We start from the raw sequence: 17,466 nt of genomic DNA on the forward strand, positions 1-17,466 counted from the left end.
GCGGAGAGGGCAAACTGCTTATCTTCCAGACACTTCTTTACAGCTTTTGCGTTGCCAAAATATGTTCGCCCGATAATATAGGCATCCTGAATATTTGAGGCGAACATGATTAAGCGACAACGCAACGCTATCCTGCTTGTAGCCCTGGCCTGCCTGGTGGTACTGATATGTACCGCCCAGCGGATGGCCGGGATGCACGCGCTTGTCATGAACGTCACCGCCACGAGCCAGTCTGTTCAGCAGGGGCAGGAGAGTGCCGACGCACCGGTAACCCCGTGTGAGCTAAGCGCCAAGTCGCTGATGTCGGTCCCGCCTGTTTTGTTTGAAGGCGCCCTGATTGCCGTCACCCTGCTGCTTGCGTTGCTGGCAGCCAGTCCACCGCGCCGCGAACGGCAGTGGCCTCCCCGCGTTATCACCCCGCCCCGGTTAAGGGTGCATCTGCGATTATGCGTCTTCCGTGAATGAGCCTTCGCCTGTTACCTCAGGTTAATTCATCATTTACGGAGAAAATTTATGTTTACTGTATTCAGGCGACTGCTGGTCTGCCTGCTTTGGCTATGGCTGCCCCTCAGCCAGGCTGCCGACAGCGGCTGGCTGCGCGCCGCCGATAATCAGCACGCCAGCGTCAGGCTGCGTGCGCAACCTGAAAGCACTGGCGAAACCCGCCTGCTGCTGGACGTCACCCTGCAAAAAGGCTGGAAAACCTACTGGCGCTCGCCGGGCGAAGGCGGCGTCGCACCCGCGATTAAATGGCATCAGCCCGTCGAGGCGATCTGGCGCTGGCCTGTGCCGCAGCGTTTCGACGTCGCGGGCATCACCACGCAGGGCTATCACGGCGATGTCAGCTTTCCCCTCACTCTGCGGGGCGACGTCCCGACGATCCTGAGCGGCGTGCTGACGCTCTCCACCTGTAGCAACGTCTGTATTCTTACCGACTACCCGTTTTCGCTGAACATGACCGCATCCGCAGGCGCCGGTTTTGATTACGATTTCAGTCGGGCCATGGGCACCCTTCCGCTCAGCGGCGGGTTGACCTCAACGCTTAACGCCACCTATGCCCCCGGCAAGCTGACCGTAACGGCGCAGCGTGACGCAGGCTGGCAGGCGCCGTCGCTGTTTATCGACGGTATGGATGATGTTGATTTCGGCAAACCGGCCCTCACCGTGCGCGGTGATTCGCTGGTCGCCACCGTGCCCGTGATGGACAGCTGGGGCGAGGCCGCGCCCAACCTCAGCGGCAAAACCCTGTCACTGGTTCTGGCCGATAGCGGGCAGGCGCAGGAGTCCAGCCTGAGCATTCAGCCGGGGAACGCCGCGCCGACGCTCCCGTTAGGCTGGGTGCTGCTGATGGCGCTGGCTGGTGGCCTGATCCTCAACGTTATGCCCTGCGTGCTGCCGGTGCTGGCCATGAAGCTGGGCACGCTGATGCAAACCGAACGGCAGGCGCGCGGTCAGGTGCGCAGGCAGTTTCTTGCATCGGTAGCCGGGATCGTGATCTCGTTCCTCGCACTGGCGCTGATGATGACGGTATTACGTTTAGGCAATCAGGCGCTCGGCTGGGGGATCCAGTTCCAGAACCCGTGGTTTATTGCCGCGATGGCGCTGGTAATGGTGCTCTTCAGCGCCAGCCTGCTGGGGTTGTTTGAAATCCGTCTCCCTTCCGGCGCCAGCACCTTCCTCGCCACGCGCGGCGGCAACGGGCTTGCGGGTCATTTCTGGCAAGGCGCGTTTGCCACGCTGCTGGCGACACCCTGCACCGCGCCGTTCCTGGGGACGGCGGTCTCGGTCGCGCTGGCGGCACCGCTTCCCCTGCTGTGGGGGATCTTCCTGGCGATGGGTATCGGCATGAGCCTGCCGTGGCTGCTGGTGGCGGCCTGGCCGGGGCTGGCCCAGCGGTTGCCGCGTCCGGGGCGCTGGATGAACGTTGTACGCGTAGTGCTGGGGATGATGATGCTCGGCTCATCGCTGTGGCTGCTGAGCCTGCTGACGGTGCACATTGGCAGCCTGCCGGTCATTACGCTGGGCGTGCTACTGATCCTTGCGCTGCTGCTGGTCACCGCCTGGCGCTACCGCTGGCAAACGGCACTGCGCGCCGGGGTATTAGCTGTACTGGTGGCCGGGGTAGTCGCGTTTGTTTCCGGCTCCGGCGGCGAGGGCTCCCGCCGCGATCGTATTCACTGGCAGCCGCTCAGCGAGCAGGCCATTGCCCGCGCGCTGGCGGAGAACAAACGGGTGTTCGTCGACGTGACCGCCGACTGGTGCGTGACCTGTAAAGCCAATAAATACAACGTTCTGCTGCGCGACGACGTGCAGGTCGCGCTCTCCGCCCCGGACGTTGTCGCCCTGCGCGGCGACTGGAGCCGCCCCTCAGATACCATCAGCCAGTTTTTAACCACGCGCGGCAGCGCCGCCGTGCCGTTTAACCAGATCTACGGACCGGGATTACCTCAGGGCCACGTGCTGCCTGCGTTGTTAAGCCGCGAAGCGGTGCTGAGCACCCTGTCCGATGCAAAAGGAAAATAACATGAGAGCCTTTGTTGCCTTACTTCTGCAGTCGTTATCAACGTTCGGTTTCGCCGCACCGTCAGATGACGCTTCCAACGACCAGCTGGCAAAACTGCTGTTTAACGACCCCAACAGCCCGCGAACCGGAGCGACATCGCCGAAGCTCACCATCGTCTCCTTCACAGACTACAACTGCCCGTATTGCAAGCAGTTCGACCCAATGCTGGAGAAAATCGTGCACGATAATCCCGACGTGCAGCTCATCATCAAACTGCTGCCGTTCAAGGGACAAAGCTCGGTAAATGCCGCGAAAGCGGCGCTCTCAACGTGGCAGCAGGCGCCGGATCAATTCTGGGCACTACACCAGCGGCTGATGATGAAAAAGGGCTATCACGATGACGCCAGCATCGCCGCCGCGCAGGTGAAGACCGGGACGGACAGCATTAAAACCGATGATAAAACTATGGACAGCGTAAAGATGAACCTGATCCTGGCGCAGGTGCTGAATATTCAGGGCACCCCGGCGACCATCATCGGTGACCAGATGGTGGCGGGCGCAATCCCGTATGACGATCTGGAGGGGCTGGTCAAAGAACAGCTGGCGAACGCCCGTGGCAAGTAAGCTTCCGCGCCTGCTGCGCGAGCTGGCCGTGTGGCTGCTGATTGGCGTAGCCGTGAGCCTGGCGGTGGACTATTTCCGCCAGCCCGCGCTGCCGCAGAATTTCTCCGCGACGGCACTGCACACCCTCGACGGTCAGCCCGTCGATCTTATCGCCATGAGTAAAGAGCGACCGCTGCTGGTCTACGTCTGGGCGACATGGTGCGGCGTCTGCCGCTACACCACGCCGTCGGTGGCGGCGATTGCCGCGGACGGGGGTAACGTGATGTCGGTTGCGCTGCGCTCGGGCGATAACGCGACGCTCGAAACATGGATGAGAAAGAAGAAGGCGATGATGCCCACGGTCAACGACGCCAGCGGAGAACTGGCGCGTCAGTGGGACGTTCAGGTGACGCCAACGCTTGTGGTGATCTCTCACGGTGAAGTGAAGTCGATCACCACCGGCTGGACCAGCGGCTGGGGAATGCGCCTGCGGCTGTGGCTGGCGTCGTAGCGTTACTTCCCGCCAGCCAGCTCCAGGAAGCTACCGGTGACATAGGAGGCTTTGTCGCTCAGCAGCCAGGTAATGGCCTGGGCGACCTCCTCCGGCTGACCGCCACGCTGCATCGGTAACATCGACTTCACCCGATCCACACGCCCCGGCTCGCCGCCGGAGGCGTGAATATCGGTATAAATCAGGCCTGGCCGCACGCAGTTAACGCGAATGCCCTGCGCCGCCACCTCCAGCGCGAGGCCGGTTGTCAGGGAATCCACGGCCCCTTTGGAGGCAGCATAATCCACATACTCCCCCGGAGCGCCCAGTCGTGAGGCCGCCGAGGAGACATTCACAATCGCGCCGCCCTTGCCGCCGTGTTTATGCGACATGCGTTTCACCGCCTCACGGCAGCAGAGAAAATAGCCAGTGACGTTGGTGGACAGCACGCGGTTAATACGTTCAGCGGAGAGGTTTTCGATGGAGGATTGTTCAAACAAAATCCCGGCGTTGTTCACCAGCGCGGCGAGCGGCTCACCTTCGCGATCGATGCAGTCGAACATCGCCATCACCTGCGATTCATCGCTGATATCCGCGCACACGGCAAAGGCCTTACCGCCCGCGTCCACGATCTGATTAATAACCTCTGTCGCGGCTTTGATGTTGTGATGAAAATTCACCGCAACGGTGTAGCCTTCGCTTGCCAGCTGTAGCGCGGTGGCTTTACCAATACCCCGGCTGGCGCCGGTGACCAATGCAATTGCCATTCTTTTCTCCCAATAAAAAAGCCGGGTGGCGGCTTCGCCTTACCCGGCCTACGTTACTACAGGAACAACGTTACTGGTATTCGCTCATCGGCACGCAGGAGCAGAACAGGTTACGGTCGCCGTAAACATCATCAAGACGTTTCACGGTTGGCCAGTATTTGTTTGCTACACCTGCCGGGAAGACAGCCAGCTCGCGGGTATAACCGTGGTTCCACTCTGCCACCAGTTCGTTCTGGGTATGCGGCGCGTTAACCAGGGGGTTATCTTCCAGCGTCCATTCCCCGCCTTTCACGCGGTCGATTTCGCTGCGGATCGCCAGCATCGCGTCGATAAAGCGATCCAGCTCCACCTTGCTTTCAGACTCGGTCGGCTCAACCATCAGAGTTCCTGCAACCGGGAAGGACATGGTTGGCGCGTGGAAGCCGTAGTCGATCAGACGCTTGGCAATATCCAGCTCGCTGATGCCCGTCTCTTCTTTCAGAGGACGAATATCGAGGATGCATTCGTGCGCCACGCGACCATCGCGGCCGGTGTAGAGCACCGGATAGGCGTCTTTCAGACGTGTTGCGATGTAGTTGGCGTTGAGGATCGCCACCTGGCTGGCCTGCTTGAGCCCTTCCGCGCCCATCATGCGGATGTACATCCAGCTGATTGGCAGGATAGAGGCGCTGCCGAACGGTGCCGCGGAGACCGCGCCCTGACGGGTCAGCATGCCTTCAATCTGCACCACGCTATGGCCTGGCACAAACGGTGCCAGGTGCGCTTTGACGCCGATTGGGCCCATGCCCGGGCCGCCGCCGCCGTGCGGAATACAGAACGTTTTATGCAGGTTGAGGTGCGACACGTCCGCGCCAATAAAGCCCGGAGAGGTAATGCCCACCTGGGCGTTCATGTTTGCGCCGTCGAGGTAAACCTGGCCGCCGAACTGATGCACCACTTCACACACTTCACGGATCGTTTCTTCGTACACGCCGTGGGTGGACGGGTAGGTCACCATGATGCAGGAGAGTTTGTCGCCTGCCTGCTCTGCTTTGGCGCGCAGGTCGGCCAGATCGATGTTGCCGTTTTTGTCGCACGCCACGACCACCACTTCCATCCCTGCCATCTGGGCAGAGGCCGGGTTGGTGCCGTGGGCAGAGCTTGGGATCAGACAGATATCGCGGTGGCCTTCGTTGCGGCTTTCGTGATAGTGACGGATCGCCAGCAGACCGGCGTATTCACCCTGCGCACCGGAGTTCGGCTGCATGCAGAGCGCGTCGTACCCGGTCAGCTTCACCAGCCAGTCGGAGAGCTGGTTGATCATCATGTGATAACCTTCCGCCTGCTCAGCCGGGCAGAACGGGTGCAGCTCGGAGAATTCAGGCCAGGTGATTGGGATCATCTCAGCCGCGGCGTTCAGCTTCATGGTGCAGGAGCCCAGCGGGATCATCGCCTGGTTCAGCGCCAGATCTTTACGTTCCAGAGAGTGCATGTAACGCATCATCTCGGTTTCGCTGTGATAGCGGTTGAACACCGGGTGAGTCAGGATCGCGTCGTCGCGCAGCATGCTTTCCTGAATGGCGCGGCTGTCGAGCGCAACCTCTTTGTCGAGCGTATCAACGTCCAGACCCTGTGCGTCACCCAGCAATACGCTGAACAGGGTCAGGATATCGTCACGGGTGGTGCTTTCGTCCAGCGTAATACCGACCGCATTGTGAATGTCGCTGCGCAGGTTGATTTGTGCTGCCTCGGCGCGCGCCAGCACGGCCGCTTTGTCTGCCACCTCGACGCACAGGGTGTCGAAGTAGTGCTCATGACGCAGTCTGAGACCTTTCTGTTGCAGACCGCAGGCCAGGATATCGGCCAGACGGTGGATGCGGCTGGCAATGCGTTTCAGACCTGCCGGACCGTGGAACACCGCGTATAAGCTGGCAATGTTAGCCAGCAGCACCTGCGAGGTACAGATGTTGGAGTTCGCTTTCTCGCGGCGGATATGCTGCTCGCGGGTCTGCATCGCCATGCGCAGCGCGGTGTTACCGGCGGCATCTTTCGATACGCCGATAATACGGCCTGGCATGGAACGTTTAAATTCATCTTTCGCGCCAAAGAACGCCGCGTGCGGGCCGCCGTAGCCCATCGGCACGCCGAAGCGTTGCGCTGAGCCGAAGACAATATCCGCGCCCTGTTTACCTGGCGCCGTCAGCAGCACCAGCGCCATAAAATCAGCGGCGACGCTAACAATAACCTTACGGGATTTGAGCTCGGCGATCAGCGCGCTGTAATCATGCACTTCCCCGGTGGTGCCCACCTGCTGTAACAGCACGCCGAAGACGTCCTGGTGATCCAGCACTTTGTCAGCGTCGTCGACAATCACCTCAAAGCCGAAGGTTTCCGCACGGGTGCGCACCACGTCCAGCGTCTGGGGATGCACGTCCGCCGCGACGAAGAAGCGGTTGGCGTTTTTCAGCTTGCTCACGCGCTTCGCCATCGCCATCGCTTCAGCGGCGGCAGTGGCTTCATCCAGCAGAGAGGCTGAGGCGATATCCATACCGGTCAGATCCAGCGTCACCTGCTGGAAGTTCAGCAGCGCTTCCAGACGGCCCTGGGAGACTTCTGGCTGATACGGGGTGTAAGCGGTGTACCAGCCCGGGTTTTCCAGCATGTTACGCAGGATCACCGGCGGTAACTGCACGTTGGTGTAGCCCATGCCGATGTAAGACTTATAGCGCTTGTTAAGGCCGGCGATGGCCTTCAGCTCCGCCAGCGCGGCGAACTCCGTCGTGGACTCGCCTACCTGCGGCGGTGTGGCAAGCTGGATGTCTTTTGGCACGATCTGGCCGATCAGTGCGTTTAATGAATCCGCGCCAACTGTCTTCAGCATCTCCTGCTGTTGCTGAGCATCCGGCCCAATGTGACGTTCAATGAAGGCGCCACGGTTTTCAAGCTGGCTTAAAGTCTGTGTCATGAGCGATGGTTCCTGAAACGTGCAGTGAATCGTAATTATCTGTAACGCTGTTGCCCGGTGGCGCTAACGCTTACCGGGCCTACGTAGATCTGTAGGCCGGATAAGCGCAGCGCCATCCGGCACAACGTTATTCGTCTTCCAGTAGTGCTTCGTACGCGGTCGCATCCAGCAGCGCGGCAACCTGCGCTTCGTCGCTGGCTTTGATCTTAAAGATCCAGCCGCCTTCATAAGGCTCGCTGTTCACCAGCTCCGGGGAGTCGCTCAGCGCGTCGTTCACGGCAACAATTTCACCGCTCACCGGAGCGTAGATGTCAGAGGCCGCTTTGACGGATTCCGCCACCGCACAGTCGTCGCCTGCGCTCACGGTTGCGCCCACTTCCGGCAGGTCAACAAACACCATGTCGCCCAGCAGTTCCTGCGCGTGCTCGGTGATCCCAACGGTGTAAGTGCCGTCCGCCTCTTTGCGCAGCCACTCGTGTTCTTTGCTGTATTTCAGTTCTGCTGGCACATTGCTCATTGAAGTTCTCCTGATAAAAATAGTTAGGCGACCGGCTTACCGGCGCGAACAAAAATCGGTTTGGTCACGTTGACCGGCATTTCGCGGTTGCGGATCTGCACCACCGCCGTTTCGCCAATCCCCGCTGGCACGCGTGCCAGTGCAATACTGTAGCCGAGCGTCGGGGAGAACGTTCCGCTGGTGATCACGCCTTCGCGATGATTGCCATCGGCATCGGTGAAGCGCACCGGCAGCTCGCAGCGCAGAACGCCTTTTTCTTTCATCACCAGGCCAACCAGCTGTTCAGTGCCCTTCTCGCGCTGCATCTCCAGCGCTTCACGGCCAATAAAATCACGGTCAGCCGGTTCCCACGCGATGGTCCAGCCCATGTTGGCCGCCAGCGGTGAGACGCCTTCGTCCATCTCCTGACCGTAGAGGTTCATCCCCGCTTCCAGACGCAGCGTATCGCGCGCGCCCAGGCCCGCAGGCTTCACACCCGCCTCCACCAGCGCACGCCAGAAATCGGCGGCCTTTTCGTTTGGCATTGCAATTTCGTAGCCCGCTTCACCGGTGTAGCCGGTGGTGGCGATAAACAGATCCCCCGCCTGCACGCCGAAGAACGGCTTCATGCCTTCGGTTGCTTTGCGCTGCTCGTCGCTGAACAGAGACGCGGATTTCGCCTGGGCGTTTGGCCCCTGCACCGCAATCAGCGACAGATCGTCACGAACGGTGATGTCGATGGCGTAAGGTTCAGCGTGTTGGGAAATCCAGGAGAGGTCTTTTTCGCGGGTGGCGGAGTTTACAACGAGGCGGAAGAAATCTTCGGTGAAGTAGTAGACGATGAGGTCGTCAATCACGCCGCCAGAGGCATTGAGCATGCCGGTATAGAGCGCTTTGCCCGGCGTTTTTAGTTTGGCGACGTCGTTTGCCAGCAGATAACGCAAAAACTCCCGGGTGCGGCTTCCGCGCAGGTCGACAATCGTCATATGAGACACGTCGAACATACCGGCATCGGTGCGCACCGCGTGGTGCTCATCAATCTGCGAGCCGTAGTGCAGCGGCATCATCCAGCCGTGGAAGTCCACCATGCGGGCGCCGCATAACACGTGCTGTTCGTACAAAGGAGTCTGTTGAGCCATCTTTTCCTCGTTGAAAAATTCACCGTGAAACCCGGTGTCGACCTCGCGATCGAGGGCCGACGCAAACGTTCTCTTTTACCTGAACTTACCACCGAAACCGGCGGTTAACCATAAGGTAAAACGGGTCATCACATTAGCTTATGACCAAAAATCGCTGAAAAGCCTACAGAGTTATTCACTGGTAAAATGCGATTAAACCCGCATAAAATTAACATCGAGCTAACAGGATTTAGCAGATGGTGATATTTCGTGCGGAAAAACGGGCCGAATTTCCGTAACATAAAAAGAGTAAGATTAGATTTTCTAATGCGAAAAATGACGTGAAATTAGATTATTTCAAACGAGGAGATTTCCCCGGCGCGAAGGCCGGGAAAATAAAGTGTGACGGGGATCGAGATTAACGTAACCAGTCGGGAAGATCGTTAAGGCCCATTGCCTGACGAAGAAGCTGCGGTTTGACGCCGGGAAGGGTGTCGGCCAGTTTGAGGCCGATATCGCGCAGCAGTTTTTTCGCCGGGTTCGCTCCGGCAAATAGCTCGCGGAAGCCCTGCATACCCGCCAGCATCATCGCCGCACTGTGTTTGCGGCTGCGCTCGTAGCGACGCAGATACAGATGCTGACCAATATCTTTACCTTCCCGATGCAGACGACGCAGCTCTTCAACCAGCTCGGCCGCGTCCATAAAACCGAGGTTCACCCCCTGCCCGGCCAGCGGATGAATCGTATGCGCCGCATCCCCCACCAACGCCAGACGGTGCGCCGCAAACTGACGCGCGTAGCGACCGGTTAACGGAAACGCCTGGCGTTCGCTTTCAAGCGTGCACAGGCCCAGACGGTTATCAAACGCCACGCATAGCGCCTGATTAAAGGCGTCCGGCGTCGCCTCCTGCATCTGCTGCGCTTTCTCCGGCTCTAAAGACCAGACGATGGAGCAGAGATGCGGATCGGCAAGCGGCAGGAAGGCCAGAATGCCATCATTGTGGAAAATCTGGCGCGCCACGCCGCCATGCGGCTCTTCGGTGCGGATTGTGGCAACCAGGGCGTGATGACGGTAATCCCAGAAGGTCAGCGGAATATCCGCTTTGTTACGCAGCCAGGAATTGGCGCCGTCGGCACCCACTACCAGCCGCGCGGTCAGCATGTCGCCGCTTTCAAGAGTGATAAACGCGTCGTTTTCGCCCCACGCCACCTGCTGAAGTTTCGCCGGTGCGATCAGCGTGACGTCGCTGCACTGCTGCGCTTTTTGCCACAGCGCGTGGTGGATCACCGCGTTTTCAACGATGTGCCCAAGGTGGCTGTAGCCCATGCTTTCATCGTCAAACGCGATATGGCCGAAGCTGTCTTTATCCCACACTTCCATGCCATGATAACAGCTGGCACGCAGCGCCACGATTTCAGACCAGACGCCAAGGTGCGTCAGTAGCTTTTCGCTGGCGGCATTGATCGCCGAGACGCGCAGCTCCGGCGGTGCATCCTGCGCCACAGGCTGCGGCACATTTTGCTCAAGCACCGCCACGCGCAGGCCGCTGCCCTGTAAACCACAGGCCAGCGCCAGTCCTACCATTCCGCCGCCGACAATGGCGACATCAACATTTTGCACGGTGATTACTCCTTAACGCGCGACCCAACCCAGGGTCCGCTGCGCCAGCACGTCACGTGCCGGAATGAACAGTTCCATCGCCATCAGCCCAAGGTTGCGACCCGCAACCAGCGGTGCCCAGCGATTGGCAAACAGGTGGACTAAACCGTCGGTAACGCCAATGGTCGCCGCTTTGTCCGCCTGACGTCGTTTCTGGTAATGGCTCAGCACTGAGTATGCGCCACAATCCTGTTGTACGCTCCACGTCTGCGCCAGTAGTTCAGCCAGACTCATCACGTCGCGCAGGCCAAGGTTAAAGCCTTGCCCGGCGATGGGGTGCAGCGTCTGCGCGGCGTTGCCGACCAGAGCGACGCGATGGGAGACAGTCTGCGATGCGGTCGTCAGCGCGAGCGGATAGGCCACGCGTTTTCCGGCCTGGGTGATACGCCCAAGCCGCCAGCCGAAGGCTTTCTGCAGCTCGGTACTAAAACGTTCGTCGGACCAGGAGAGAACCTCATCGGCCCGGTCCTGCGCATGGCACCACACCAGCGAGCAGCGCCCGTTCGACATCGGCAGCATGGCCAGCGGGCCGTGCTCAGTGAAGCGCTCAAATGCCCTGCCGTTATGCGTGCCAGCCGTAGAGACGTTAGCGATGACCGCCACCTGCCCATAGGGTTCAGAGCGCAATTCGACGCCGCACTGCGTGGCGATCGCGGAGCGTGAACCATCCGCCGCCACCAGCAGTTTCCCCTCCAGCCTGGTGCCGTTGTCCAGCGTCACGCTGACGGCTTCGTCACGGCGGCTAAAGCTGGCGACGCGCGCCGGACAGTGCAGCGTGACGCCAGGCGCGTTCTGTAACAGACGGAACAGCCGCAGCCCTACGTCATGCAGCTCGACAACCTGCCCCAGCGCCCCGATCCGGTAATCGTGGGCATCCAGCGTCACAAACCCGGCATGCCCGCGATCGCTGACGTGAACGGTGCCGATCGCCGTCGCGCAATCCGCTATCGCCTGCCAGATCCCAATACGCGCAAGCTGCTGACAGGTTCCCTGCGCCAGCGCGATAGCGCGGGCGTCGAAACCGGGATGATCGGTCGCCTGCGGCGCGACCGCCTCAACCAGATGCACCGGAAGCTGGCCCTGGGTTAACTGCGAAATAGCCAACGCCAGAGTAGCGCCGGTCATGCCTCCGCCAACAATGATTACGCTCATCCGCGTGCCGCCGCCATCAGCGCCTCGATGTCGTCGGCTTTTTTCACCACGGTCGCGGTCAGGTTTTCGTTACCGGTTTCGGTGATGACGATGTCATCTTCAATACGAATGCCGATCCCGCGGTACTGTTCCGGCACGTCGGCATCCGGCGCGATGTACAGCCCCGGCTCAACGGTCAGCACCATGCCTGGCTCCAGCACGCGCGAACGTTCCGGACCGTATGCCCCCACGTCATGCACATCCAGCCCCAGCCAGTGGCTCAGGCCATGCATAAAGTACGGGCGATGGGCGTTTTCGGTTATAAGGGTGTCCACATCGCCTTTCAGAATGCCAACCTTCACCAGCCCGGTAATCATGATGCGCACCACCTCGCCCGTAACCTCCTGGATGGAGGTGCCCGGGCGGAACAGCGTCAGCGCGGTCTCCAGAGACTCAAGCACGATGTCATAGATTTCACGCTGCGCTGGGGTGAATTTACCGTTCACCGGGAAGGTACGGGTGATATCGCCCGCGTAACCCTGATATTCACAGCCGGCGTCAATCAGCACCAGATCGCCGTCGTGCAGTTCACTTTCGTTTTCGGTGTAGTGCAGAATGCAGCCGTTTTCCCCGCCGCCTACGATGGTGTTATAGGACGGGAAGCGCGCGCCGTGACGGTTAAATTCATGGTGAATTTCGCCTTCAAGCTGGTACTCGAACATACCGGGACGGCACTTTTCCATGGCACGGGTATGCGCCAGGGCGCTGATTTCGCCCGCGCGGCGCATCACATTCAGCTCTTCTTCAGACTTAAACAGGCGCATCTCGTGCACTACCGGTCTCCAGTCTGTCAGGGTCGCGGGTGCAGACAAATTCTGACGTGAGCCTTTACGCAGCTTATCCAGCGCAGTGAAAACAATCTCATCCGCATACGCGTATTCACCCTGCGCGTGGTACAGCACGTCCAGGCCGTTGAGCAGTTGATAGAGCTGCTGGTTGATTTCGCTGTAGGCCAGCGCGCGATCCACGCCCAGTTTTCCCGGCGCCGCCTCCTGACCTAAGCGGCGGCCAAACCAGATTTCCGCGGTCAGATCGCGCACGCGGTTGAAAATCACGCTGTGGTTGTGGGTGTCATTGCTTTTAATCAGCACCAGTACCGCTTCCGGCTCGTTAAACCCGGTGAAGTACCAGAAATCGCTGCTCTGGCGATAGGGGTATTCGCTGTCGGCGCTGCGCGTCACTTCCGGCGCGGCGAAAATCAGGGCAGCGCTTCCCGGCTGCATTTTTGCCAGCAGCGCCTGACGACGGCGAGAATACTCTTGACTGGAGATAACCATGACACCCTCCTGTGCGTTATTTTTCTTAGTGTAATGTTGGCTTGCGAACTTCCGGCGCGGTCGGCTGCGAGCGCGTAAAGTTGTCGTGGCACAGCAGAGACGCCACGCGCACGTACTCGATGATCTCTTCGAGAGACATCTCCAGCTCTTCCTGGTCTTCGTCTTCATCGTAGCCGAGCTGGGCGATGTTACGTAGATCGTCGATCGCTTCACCCGCTTCGCCGGTCACTTTATCCAGTTTAGGCTGGGTTACGCCCAGGCCAAGCAGATAGTGGTTTACCCAACCCGCGAGCGCATCAGCGCGATCGAAGACGCTGACATCGTCGCCTTCAGGCAGATAAAGCTGAAAAAGAAAGCCATCGTCTTCCAGGGAATCGCTGGTTGCGGCGTGCATTTTACGCAGCGCTTCCGCCAGTTCGTGGCCAAACGCCAGCCCTTCGTTGGTGAGGTCGTGGATCAGCGGCTGCCATGAGCTGTCGCTGTTTCCGCCGCACAGTATGCCGCTGATCAGACCGTGCATTTCGGCAGGGGTTAGACCGACTCCCTGCTGGTTCAGTAACTGGTTTAAATCCTTGTAACCAGGCATTTCGTTCTGTATAGACATACGCATTCGTCATCAAAGGGAGGATATTCATGATATGCTACCACTTTGGACCCTGGTGATACCAGAAAAGGGCTTGTATCTTCACATCAGGGTAGCTATAGTGTCGCCCCTTCGCAGCCCCCGGGGCAGTAAGCGAAGGCAGCGCAGTCAATCAGCAGGAAGGTGGCATGTCTGCACAACCCGTCGATCTCCAGATTTTTGGCCGTTCACTGCGAGTGAATTGTCCGCCTGAACAAAGGGATGCTTTGAATCAGGCTGCGGACGATTTGAATCAGCGGTTGCAAGATCTAAAAGAACGCACTAGAGTCACAAATACTGAGCAGCTGGTTTTCATCGCCGCGTTGAACATCAGCTATGAACTGACTCAGGAAAAAGCGAAGACCCGCGATTACGCGGCAAGCATGGAGCAGCGCATTAAAATGCTCCAGCAGACCATTGAACAGGCATTGCTTGATCAAGGTCGCAGTCCTGAAAGACCGGGACCAAAGTTTGAATAACACTTCTCAGTTGACTATGGTAGAGTAACTGTGAAGACAAAATTTCTCTGAGATGTTTGCAAGCGGGCCAGTCCCCTGAGCCGATATTTCATACCACAAGAATGTGGCGCTCCATGGTTGGTGAGCATGCTCGGTCCGTCCGAGAAGCCTTAAAACTATGACGACACATTCACCTTGAACCAAGGGTTCAAGGGTTACAGCCTGCGGCGGCATCTCGGAGATTCCCTCTCTCTTCTTCTACCAACAACCATGACTCAATTCCCTGAAGTTTCTGCTTCACGCCAGGATATCCGTCAGCTCATTCGCCAGCGTCGTCGTGCCTTAAGCGCCGAACAACAGGCACAGTTTGCCCAGCAGGCCGCCGCCCGTATGATGGCCTATCCGCCTGTGGTGATGGCAAACACCGTCGCCTTGTTTCTTTCGTTTGATGGTGAGCTGGATACCCAACCGCTTATCGACCAGCTCTGGCGCGCCGGGAAAAAAGTTTATCTGCCGGTGCTGCATCCCTTTAGCCGGGGCAATCTGCTGTTTCTGCACTACCATCCGCACAGCGAGCTGGTGGTGAATCGTCTGAAAATCACCGAACCCAAACTCGACGTGCGCGATGTGCTGCCGCTATCTGAACTGGATGTGCTGATTACGCCGCTGGTGGCGTTTGACGAGCAGGGACAGCGCCTGGGAATGGGCGGTGGTTTTTACGACAGAACGCTACAAAACTGGCAGCAGTACGGATTGCAGCCGGTGGGCTATGCGCATGATTGTCAGGGCGTGGAGGCATTACCCGTGGAGAAATGGGATGTGCCGTTGCCGGCGGTGGTGACGCCCAGTAAAACCTGGACCTGGTAGAACAAAGCCGGGTGGCGGCTACGCCTTACCCGGCCTACATAAATCCTCGGACATTGTGTGTCGGGTAAGCGTAAGCGCCACCCGACACACAGACCGCATGAACATTGTAGGTCGGGTAAGCGTAAGCGCCACCCGACACACAGACCGCACAAACATTGTAGGTCGGGTAAGCGTGAGCGCCACCCGACACACAGACCGCACGAACATTGTAGGTCGGGTAAGCGTAAGCGCCACCCGACACCACAGACCGCACTATCAGTACAGCAGACGCGCGCGAATCGTCCCCGGAATGGCCTTCATGCTCTGCAATGCTTTCTCGGCAATGTCTTCATCCGCTTCAATATCAATCACCACATAACCCATCTGCGCGTTCGTTTGCAGATACTGCGCGGCAATGTTGACGCCCTGTTCGGCAAAGATCTGGTTGATAGCAGTCAGCACGCCCGGACGGTTTTCGTGAATGTGCAGCAGACGACGCCCGCCGTGTAGCGGCAGAGACACTTCCGGGAAGTTCACCGCAGAGAGCGTTGAACCGTTGTCGGAATATTTGCTCAGCTTGCCCGCCACTTCCAGGCCGATATTCTCCTGCGCTTCCTGAGTAGAACCGCCGATGTGCGGCGTCAGGATCACGTTGTCGAACTCGCACAGTGGAGAGGTGAACGGATCGCTGTTGGTGGCCGGTTCCGTCGGGAACACGTCAATCGCCGCACCCGCCAGATGCTTACGCTTCAGCGCATCGCACAGCGCAGGAATATCGACCACTGTACCGCGCGCGGCGTTGATCAGCAGTGAGCCCGGCTTCATCAGCGCCAGCTCTTCCGCTCCCATCATGTTTTTTGTGGACGCATTTTCCGGCACGTGCAGGCTGACCACGTCGCTCATGTTCAGCAGGTCAGAAAGATGCTGCACCTGCGTCGCGTTACCCAGCGGCAGTTTGTTTTCGATATCGTAGAAAAACACGTGCATGCCAAGGGATTCCGCCAGAATACCAAGCTGCGTACCGATGTGGCCGTAACCAATAATCCCGAGTTTTTTACCACGCGCTTCGTAGGAGCCCGCGGCCAGTTTATTCCACACGCCGCGGTGCGCTTTGGCGTTAGCTTCCGGAATACCGCGAAGGAGTAGCAGCAGCTCGCCAATCACCAGCTCCGCCACGGAACGGGTGTTGGAGAACGGGGCGTTAAAAACCGGGATACCGCGTTTTGCGGCGGCATTCAGATCAACCTGGTTGGTACCGATACAGAAACAGCCAATCGCCACCAGCTTTTCCGCCGCAGCAATAACGTCTTCAGTCAGTTGGGTACGGGATCGCAGGCCAATGAAATGGGCATCACGGATGGACGCTTTCAGCTCTTCAGTATCCAGCGCGCCTTTGTGAAATTCGATGTTGGTGTAGCCTGCTGCGCGAAGGCTATCGAGCGCTTTCTGGTGCACGCCTTCAACCAGCAGGAATTTAATCTTGTCTTTCTCCAGTGATACCTTTGCCATTTACCCGACCCTGTTTTTATCTGAACTGATGTTGTGCAGGATATAAATCCCGTGCAGCCAACATATCAAAAAAAACTATTGCAGCAATATGAACGTTTGCGTCGGCACTCTGAAGAAAAGTCATACAGAGCAAAATGGCAGAGGAAAATGCTATGGAAATTTACAAACGCGGAAGGATCGGCAAAAGAGGCATAAAAACGTGACACAAGTCACCGAATTTAGCTTTTCAAAATTTTTTAGCGGGGGGAGCGCTCCCCCCGTCAGATCATTTTACGATGGTTTTTACACCGTCAGCCGTGCCGATCAGCGCCACATCCGCGCCACGGTTGGCAAATAACCCTACTGTAACGACGCCCGGAATGCCGTTGATCGCATTTTCCAGCGCAATGGCATCGAGGATCTCAAGGCCGTGAACGTCGAGGATCACGTTGCCGTTGTCGGTCACCACACCCTGACGGTATTCCGGACGACCACCCAGCTTCACCAGTTGACGTGCCACGGCACTGCGCGCCATCGGGATCACTTCGACCGGCAGCGGGAAACTCCCCAGAATGTCGACCTGCTTGGAGGCGTCCGCGATGCAGATGAACTTATCCGCCACGGAGGCAATGATTTTTTCACGGGTCAGCGCCGCGCCACCGCCTTTGATCATCTGCATGTGGCCGTTGATTTCATCCGCGCCATCAACGTAAATGCCCAGACGGTCCACTTCGTTGAGGTCGAAAACAGTGATGCCGAGGCTTTTCAGCTTTTCCGTGGAAGCATCGGAGCTCGAAACCGCGCCCTCGATTTGCCCCTTCATCGTGCCCAGCGCATCGATAAAGTGCGCCGCCGTCGACCCCGTACCAACACCGACAATGGTACCCGGCTGTACGTACTGGAGAGCGGCCCATCCTACTGCTTTTTTCAGTTCATCCTGCGTCATGATCGTTTTGCCTGTGGTGTGAAAACTCAGGGCGCATTATAGAACACGTCGAATGGA

Annotated in this window: 16 protein-coding genes and 1 other RNA gene; 7 read left to right on the forward strand and 10 right to left on the reverse strand. The window is 58.6% G+C overall.

Annotation, left to right across the window (positions count from 1 at the left end; translation table 11 throughout):
- Nucleotides 1-105 precede the first annotated feature (105 nt).
- From L350_RS06455 to L350_RS06440, 4 genes are read left to right on the forward strand one after another with little or no spacing between them, the layout of a single operon-like run.
- Entirely contained in the window at nucleotides 106-465 is a 360-nt protein-coding gene (locus tag L350_RS06455) for a hypothetical protein (protein WP_032626106.1), read from the forward strand.
- A gap of 48 nt (nucleotides 466-513) precedes the next feature.
- A complete protein-coding gene (locus L350_RS06450; RefSeq protein WP_032626108.1) occupies nucleotides 514-2,523 on the forward strand; it encodes a protein-disulfide reductase DsbD family protein in 2,010 nt (669 codons plus the stop codon).
- Nucleotide 2,524: 1 nt separating this feature from the next.
- The gene (locus L350_RS06445; protein WP_032626109.1) at nucleotides 2,525-3,127 is read left to right on the forward strand and encodes a DsbA family protein; all 603 of its coding nucleotides are present in this window, start codon (nucleotides 2,525-2,527) and stop codon (nucleotides 3,125-3,127) included.
- The gene (locus L350_RS06440; RefSeq protein WP_032626112.1) at nucleotides 3,117-3,617 is read left to right on the forward strand and encodes a protein disulfide oxidoreductase; all 501 of its coding nucleotides are present in this window, start codon (nucleotides 3,117-3,119) and stop codon (nucleotides 3,615-3,617) included. Before L350_RS06445 ends, L350_RS06440 begins: the two co-directional genes overlap by 11 nt.
- A gap of 2 nt (nucleotides 3,618-3,619) precedes the next feature.
- On the opposite strand, the gene L350_RS06435 is transcribed toward L350_RS06440, so the two are convergent.
- The 8 genes from L350_RS06435 to L350_RS06400 all read right to left on the reverse strand — a co-directional run bounded on the left by L350_RS06435 (nucleotide 3,620) and on the right by L350_RS06400 (nucleotide 13,653).
- Nucleotides 3,620-4,363 carry an SDR family oxidoreductase gene (locus L350_RS06435; protein WP_032626114.1) on the reverse strand — a complete coding sequence of 248 codons (744 nt, stop codon included), beginning with the start codon at nucleotides 4,361-4,363 and terminating at the stop codon, nucleotides 3,620-3,622.
- A 70-nt stretch (nucleotides 4,364-4,433) separates the two neighbouring features.
- On the reverse strand, nucleotides 4,434-7,307 hold the full coding sequence (gene gcvP, locus L350_RS06430; protein ID WP_032626118.1) for an aminomethyl-transferring glycine dehydrogenase: 2,874 nt from the start codon (nucleotides 7,305-7,307) through the stop codon (nucleotides 4,434-4,436).
- 127 nt (nucleotides 7,308-7,434) lie between these two features.
- On the reverse strand, nucleotides 7,435-7,824 hold the full coding sequence (gene gcvH, locus L350_RS06425; RefSeq protein ID WP_006811885.1) for a glycine cleavage system protein GcvH: 390 nt from the start codon (nucleotides 7,822-7,824) through the stop codon (nucleotides 7,435-7,437).
- Between the two features lie 23 nt (nucleotides 7,825-7,847).
- Nucleotides 7,848-8,942: a glycine cleavage system aminomethyltransferase GcvT gene (gene gcvT, locus L350_RS06420; protein WP_032626120.1), complete on the reverse strand. Its 1,095-nt coding sequence runs from the start codon at nucleotides 8,940-8,942 to the stop codon at nucleotides 7,848-7,850.
- A 397-nt stretch (nucleotides 8,943-9,339) separates the two neighbouring features.
- Nucleotides 9,340-10,542, reverse strand: coding sequence for an FAD-dependent 2-octaprenylphenol hydroxylase (ubiI, locus tag L350_RS06415; protein ID WP_032626123.1), 1,203 nt, complete (start codon nucleotides 10,540-10,542; stop codon nucleotides 9,340-9,342).
- A gap of 12 nt (nucleotides 10,543-10,554) precedes the next feature.
- Nucleotides 10,555-11,733: a 2-octaprenyl-6-methoxyphenyl hydroxylase gene (gene ubiH, locus L350_RS06410; RefSeq protein ID WP_032626125.1), complete on the reverse strand. Its 1,179-nt coding sequence runs from the start codon at nucleotides 11,731-11,733 to the stop codon at nucleotides 10,555-10,557.
- Complete coding sequence (pepP, locus tag L350_RS06405) at nucleotides 11,730-13,043, reverse strand: Xaa-Pro aminopeptidase (protein WP_144300346.1); 1,314 nt, start codon at nucleotides 13,041-13,043, stop codon at nucleotides 11,730-11,732. Before pepP ends, ubiH begins: the two co-directional genes overlap by 4 nt.
- A gap of 31 nt (nucleotides 13,044-13,074) precedes the next feature.
- Entirely contained in the window at nucleotides 13,075-13,653 is a 579-nt protein-coding gene (locus L350_RS06400) for a YecA/YgfB family protein (protein WP_003860099.1), read from the reverse strand.
- 167 nt (nucleotides 13,654-13,820) lie between these two features.
- Between L350_RS06400 and zapA the strand changes: the two genes are divergently transcribed.
- The 3 genes from zapA to L350_RS06390 all read left to right on the forward strand — a co-directional run bounded on the left by zapA (nucleotide 13,821) and on the right by L350_RS06390 (nucleotide 14,996).
- A complete protein-coding gene (gene zapA, locus L350_RS06395) occupies nucleotides 13,821-14,150 on the forward strand; it encodes a cell division protein ZapA (RefSeq protein ID WP_003860096.1) in 330 nt (109 codons plus the stop codon).
- Between the two features lie 41 nt (nucleotides 14,151-14,191).
- A non-coding RNA gene (gene ssrS / locus L350_RS23490) (6S RNA) lies at nucleotides 14,192-14,375 on the forward strand.
- Nucleotides 14,376-14,399: 24 nt separating this feature from the next.
- Nucleotides 14,400-14,996, forward strand: coding sequence for a 5-formyltetrahydrofolate cyclo-ligase (locus L350_RS06390; RefSeq protein WP_022649320.1), 597 nt, complete (start codon nucleotides 14,400-14,402; stop codon nucleotides 14,994-14,996).
- 255 nt (nucleotides 14,997-15,251) lie between these two features.
- Here L350_RS06390 and serA read toward each other — a convergent pair whose 3' ends face one another.
- The gene (gene serA, locus L350_RS06385; RefSeq protein ID WP_022649321.1) at nucleotides 15,252-16,484 is read right to left on the reverse strand and encodes a phosphoglycerate dehydrogenase; all 1,233 of its coding nucleotides are present in this window, start codon (nucleotides 16,482-16,484) and stop codon (nucleotides 15,252-15,254) included.
- A gap of 265 nt (nucleotides 16,485-16,749) precedes the next feature.
- Complete coding sequence (gene rpiA / locus L350_RS06380; RefSeq protein ID WP_022649322.1) at nucleotides 16,750-17,409, reverse strand: ribose-5-phosphate isomerase RpiA; 660 nt, start codon at nucleotides 17,407-17,409, stop codon at nucleotides 16,750-16,752.
- Nucleotides 17,410-17,466: the final 57 nt, after the last annotated feature.

The organism is Enterobacter sp. MGH 4, assembly GCF_000534735.1.
GTDB lineage: Bacteria > Pseudomonadota > Gammaproteobacteria > Enterobacterales > Enterobacteriaceae > Enterobacter > Enterobacter intestinihominis.

Bases quoted from the DNA above. Each gene is read 5' to 3' on its own strand.
- L350_RS06455 (WP_032626106.1), top strand. From the start codon at position 106: ATGATTAAGCGACAACGCAACGCTATCCTGCTTGTAGCCCTGGCCTGC.
- L350_RS06450 (WP_032626108.1), top strand. From the start codon at position 514: ATGTTTACTGTATTCAGGCGACTGCTGGTCTGCCTGCTTTGGCTATGG.
- L350_RS06445 (WP_032626109.1), top strand. From the start codon at position 2,525: ATGAGAGCCTTTGTTGCCTTACTTCTGCAGTCGTTATCAACGTTCGGT.
- L350_RS06435 (WP_032626114.1), bottom strand. From the start codon at position 4,363: ATGGCAATTGCATTGGTCACCGGCGCCAGCCGGGGTATTGGTAAAGCC.
- gcvP (WP_032626118.1), bottom strand. From the start codon at position 7,307: ATGACACAGACTTTAAGCCAGCTTGAAAACCGTGGCGCCTTCATTGAA.
- gcvH (WP_006811885.1), bottom strand. From the start codon at position 7,824: ATGAGCAATGTGCCAGCAGAACTGAAATACAGCAAAGAACACGAGTGG.
- gcvT (WP_032626120.1), bottom strand. From the start codon at position 8,942: ATGGCTCAACAGACTCCTTTGTACGAACAGCACGTGTTATGCGGCGCC.
- ubiH (WP_032626125.1), bottom strand. From the start codon at position 11,733: ATGAGCGTAATCATTGTTGGCGGAGGCATGACCGGCGCTACTCTGGCG.
- L350_RS06400 (WP_003860099.1), bottom strand. From the start codon at position 13,653: ATGTCTATACAGAACGAAATGCCTGGTTACAAGGATTTAAACCAGTTA.
- zapA (WP_003860096.1), top strand. From the start codon at position 13,821: ATGTCTGCACAACCCGTCGATCTCCAGATTTTTGGCCGTTCACTGCGA.
- L350_RS06390 (WP_022649320.1), top strand. From the start codon at position 14,400: ATGACTCAATTCCCTGAAGTTTCTGCTTCACGCCAGGATATCCGTCAG.
- serA (WP_022649321.1), bottom strand. From the start codon at position 16,484: ATGGCAAAGGTATCACTGGAGAAAGACAAGATTAAATTCCTGCTGGTT.
- rpiA (WP_022649322.1), bottom strand. From the start codon at position 17,409: ATGACGCAGGATGAACTGAAAAAAGCAGTAGGATGGGCCGCTCTCCAG.